At 39.2% G+C, this 4,599-nt stretch carries 6 protein-coding genes; 1 reads left to right on the forward strand and 5 read right to left on the reverse strand.

Features of this window, described 5'->3' with window-relative positions:
• The 5 genes from EKM61_RS11370 to EKM61_RS11390 form a co-directional block, all read right to left on the reverse strand.
• The coding region (locus tag EKM61_RS11370) for a hypothetical protein (protein ID WP_125636223.1) at positions 1-371 on the reverse strand (371 nt) is incomplete at its 3' end.
• 300 nt (positions 372-671) lie between these two features.
• Positions 672-2,288 (reverse strand): DNA primase family protein, encoded by a 1,617-nt coding sequence (locus tag EKM61_RS11375; RefSeq protein ID WP_068377466.1) that lies wholly within the window; start codon positions 2,286-2,288, stop codon positions 672-674.
• Positions 2,248-3,051, reverse strand: a complete 804-nt coding sequence (locus EKM61_RS11380) for a bifunctional DNA primase/polymerase (RefSeq protein WP_125636225.1) — start codon at positions 3,049-3,051, stop codon at positions 2,248-2,250. The genes EKM61_RS11375 and EKM61_RS11380 overlap by 41 nt, the downstream gene beginning before the upstream one ends.
• The gene (locus EKM61_RS11385; RefSeq protein WP_225417803.1) at positions 3,012-3,296 is read right to left on the reverse strand and encodes a hypothetical protein; all 285 of its coding nucleotides are present in this window, start codon (positions 3,294-3,296) and stop codon (positions 3,012-3,014) included. Before EKM61_RS11385 ends, EKM61_RS11380 begins: the two co-directional genes overlap by 40 nt.
• A 151-nt stretch (positions 3,297-3,447) precedes the next feature.
• A complete protein-coding gene (locus tag EKM61_RS11390; RefSeq protein WP_068226422.1) occupies positions 3,448-3,657 on the reverse strand; it encodes a helix-turn-helix domain-containing protein in 210 nt (69 codons plus the stop codon).
• A 128-nt stretch (positions 3,658-3,785) separates the two neighbouring features.
• Between EKM61_RS11390 and EKM61_RS11395 the strand changes: the two genes are divergently transcribed.
• Entirely contained in the window at positions 3,786-4,442 is a 657-nt protein-coding gene (locus EKM61_RS11395) for a helix-turn-helix domain-containing protein (protein WP_068377457.1), read from the forward strand.
• Positions 4,443-4,599 lie beyond the last annotated feature (157 nt).

Below are 4,599 nucleotides of genomic sequence, written 5' to 3' on the forward strand. Positions count from 1 at the left end.
AATGTATTCAGTGCTCTTTGCCGATCATACTCATTATTACTTTCAGCTAGCGCCTTGTAAGCCAATGACCGCATAACGTAGTTGTCAAATCCCCAGCCGTCAGTCGTAAATTTGAAATGATCCGAGGAAAAGCCTTTAAGCTGCGGAAACTCCTTTTTATACTCGGCCAGTGTTTGATGACGTCCGCTTTCAATGAGGCCCTTATCAAAAGCCAATTGTGTCGGCTGGCCATTCTCATCCAAAACACCCTCAGCAACTAATTCTCGGTAAATATCAGCTTTAATGCTATTTGCTTTAGCCATATTTAATGGCACCGACTTACTTAAAATATCAAAGGCCTTTTCGACCAATTGTGGATACTTGATTTTCATTGTTGTAATCTCCTTAGTGTAATTAGTGGGCTGTTCCCGAAATTATGGATAGTAATATCCAAACATATATCCAACTTTTATAGGTCAAAGATGCCTATATATCAACGTTTTTACCCATAGTATCCATAATATCCAACATTTATGGGGTCTCCCTCGCACGCATAATAATATATATTCTATTATTTTTTTAGAATTTATTTTTTTAACATGAGTTTAAGGTTGGATATTATGGATAGTCCCTTGTGGCTCTAAGAGATTTTCTGGATACTACATTGGATATGCTTTTGGATATTATGGATATTACTCCTCAAATGCTGGGTTGATATAGCTTTTTGTGAGCTTTAATCCTCTAAATCGCCAAATGAAATTGTGGTCGTGCATTCCATGCTGGCTTCTAACTTTTTGCACCCCATACGCTTTAAGGTTTTCGGTGATCGTCTGTGCGGTAGTCTTATCGGAGTAGTTGTTTTCCAAACAAAACATTTTATATTCAGCCACTACGTCCTTACTAGAATCGCCGTCGCCCTTGCTGGTATCAATCTCACAAGCTTCTTCAATGAATTGGCCGAAGTGGTCATTCAGGTCTACCCATTCGTCACGAGCAAGCTTCATATCGTCTGTTTCAGTCAGTGATCCCCGTTGCAAGGCCGCCATGAATGCTTTAATGCACTGGTACACGAATGCGCTTCTTTCAGCCTTAACGAGCTGCATATCATGTTCTTTCCAAAAATCCTTGTTGACTGTTCGGGTGTTACCACTGATAAACTTGATTAGGACTAAGCGTTCTGTCATGCCATTAGATGAATCGGTAAATGATGGTAAGGCATTCGCACTGAAAATCATCTTGGCATAATTGATGAAAGTAAAGTTTTGTAAGCCTTTAAATTCCGCGTCAATTGGATCACCACCGCTTAGCTTCTTCAAAACGGCCGTGTTGCTAAGATAGCCCTTGGGAATATCAGCAACGATATTAGCTTCCATACCATACAATTGCGCTGGCTTAAAACGTGCGTCATTGCCAGCTAATTCGTTGGGAGCAACGGCCGCATAATTATCAGCCCCATAAATCGTCTGGGCGAGAAGATCAATGAGAAATGTTGTCTTACCCTCGCCACCATTACCGCTGAGAAACACCATTTTTTGAAATGGCCGGTAACTGTGATAGAAACCATAGCCGATATATTCTTTCAAGAAAGTGTCGGCATTGCCAACCATGTCATGTAGTAATGAATTAGTGTTAGGTGTTGCTTTGCCACTAACGTCTAAGTCATAATCATGGCCGTTCAGCAAATAATTTTCAGGGTTTTTAGGCTCTAATTTTCCAGTAGCCATATTGAACGTGCCATTTCTAAAGGCAACTAAATTAGGGTTAGCATGGTCAAATGGGTTGTCTCGCCGGTTAGCTTGGTACATAAAGCGTTGAGTGTAACGCCGCACCCTAACAATATTTCCATCGTTATAAACGCCCCACGGCTTTAAAATATGCGTCAGGCGGCTTTCAATGTAAGCAGCGGCTTCTTTATCCTTAAATACTCGCCATGTCCCAGTAGCCAGTTGGTAAACGGCCCCCTCTTTCAGCATTGGAAAACTAATCAAATGATCGTGCTGAATCAGTTTATCGCCTAATGCAATTTCACTCACAAAAGCCTTTAGAATGGGCTTGGGGTCTTTCTTACTGTCTGCTTTGTAGTAAACATGCAACCATGATGGCACTTGTTGTTTAAGCTGTTTATTAAATTCGTTCAGTGCTTCCGGGTCTGCTAAAATTGCCACACTGGGTGCTTCAATGAAATTTACATCTATTGGTTGCAATCCCTCGTCGATGGCGTTGCCGTCTTTTGATACAACTACGGATAATCGCTTCTTATCATGGTAACTAGCCAGCAATTTTTGAGTTTCTGATGGAATCTTGTTCAAATCGCTTCATCTCCCGTTTCAATATCGAGTTATAAATCGTGGTAATTTCTTTCGTTTCTAGTGGCTGATCAATAAATCGCTCATTAATTGAACAAGCTAATTCGTAAACAGTTTCTGGCTCTGCGCCGGTAGCAAACAATCTTCCAATCATGGCAGTTAACCAAGCGTTCCGATTGCCTTGTTCCGTTCCGTTTACCATTTCGTCCAGTAACTTGCCAGTGTACTTCTTTTGGCGTGCGGTATAAGCGTGTTCTGACGACCAGTTCACTTTTTGCCCCATCAACTTATCGACTAACCATCGAGGAGCCGTCTTAATATCAGCCAATGTTCGACCGTCTAAAGGTTTATATTGTTTACCATTAATTTCACTTGGTGAAATTACAGTGAAATCAGTTAACAAGTCGATTCCCGGCCAAGCGCCAACCTGACGAGTCCTAGCGCCTGTGTATTTCAAAAAGTAATGTACGCCGCCGTTAGCCGTTCGCTCAATATAAGTGTCATTCGGTAGTGTCTTGCCTTGCTTAAATAGTTGTGCCAAGCTAGTCCGGCCGTTTTTGGTTGGATCGTGCATGTCGATGTCGACAACCAATAAATCCGATAAATCAAGTCGTAATCCTAAATTATAGGCTGGGTGATTTTCAAACCATGCAAAGATGGTATTCTGGTCATTAGTTGCGGCTCGGTAGCCGGCCACCCCTTTCGGTGGCTTCTTCGTGTTTTCAATTAGTGGGTATACCGCATAGCCTCGCTGGGCCAGATCAATGGCTTTATCAAGCGTTGCGAACTCTTTCGTTTTCCATCACCGCCAAACGTATTAAACTCATCAATATCTACATAGTGATTTTCTGCATATTGCTTTATAACGGTGATTAGTCCGCTCAATTTTTCGGAATGATCAATATTTTTATCAACGAAGTAGTCATAAACAAAATCGTCTAAAGCATCTATTAAAGTTACGAGTGATCCAGCCTCAAACACTAATTCATCTAAATCTTTAGTTTTCTTCATTACAAATTCCCTTCATATAACCGTGCTAACGTGTTAAAATAAGGGCAAGCATACATTCCTTATTATCTGGCCTACTACCCTCCAAAGCAAAGTAGGCCTTTTTTGTATGCTTTCCCATGCGACGACCTCATTTTTGTTATTCAACAGCAACCTAAACTAGTAAAAAAATAGATTCTATTGTCTCACCAACTCCATCTGCAATTTTTAAAGCCACGGCAGGGGAAACGGTCCTTTTATCATTAAGTATTTGTGACAAGTAACTATGGCTAACGCTGATTGATTCGGCAAAAGTACGTTGTGACTTTCCTGAATAGCTAATTAAAGCGCGAACCTGTTCACTGTCTTTTAGTTTAAAGCTCATTTTTTATTCTCCTTTCTTGGTACAAAACCAATATTAGCACTATTGTTATTCGGTAGCAACCGAAAAACAAAAAATATTCATTTGCAACCAAAAAATGATATGATGATTATTAAAGGAGAGTGAATAAAATGGCACAAGCGAATTTTTCTTCTATCTTGAAATTCACTAGAGTAAACTGGAAAACCGCCATGACTGTTCGTACACTGCATGAAAAATCTGGTCTTTCCCATCCATATATATCACAACTAGAAAACGGCAAACGTGGCAGTCTACCAAGCCCAGAAATAATTTTAAAATTAGCAACTGGATTTGGGGGCGGTGATGAGCAAATTAAAAACGCTATATATATATTGTTTATGTCTGCTTGCGACTATATAAGTATTAATTTCGACTCAATCAATACAGTATCGAACCAAATACAAATACCTGAATCTAGCCTGCCAAAATTTAAAATACTAGTAGGCAACTTTCAAAGCATAAAAATGGCTGCATTCAGATTTTATATCTCCGTCCTGGGATTTGATAAGGTAACAGAATCGACTGACAAACAACTATTAGATCAAAAATACCAACTACACATTATAAAAAAAATAGAGAACGAAAAAAACTCTATCAAGGAAATTAATGCTTACGTTGAAGGTGTAAATAATGTAGAAGACTTGAACCTCTTAGAATCTAAGCTACCAAACAGTCCCTTTTACTTAGACAATATTCTCTTGACTGAAACAGATAAACAAATCATATTAGGATCAATTAACACCGTTAGAAATCTTAGAAAAAAATAACACTTAAATTCAGCGGAACTTCTAATCATAAAAATAGGCCAGCAGACTACAATTAAGTAATCTACTGGCCTATTATTCTAGGGTCTACACTTTCTGGTATTGGTGAATAACTAATACCGGTTTTTTGTCTGTTTTGAAAATCAGAAAAATAAAAAAG

It is taken from the genome of Loigolactobacillus backii, assembly GCF_003946275.1.
Lineage (GTDB): Bacteria > Bacillota > Bacilli > Lactobacillales > Lactobacillaceae > Loigolactobacillus > Loigolactobacillus backii.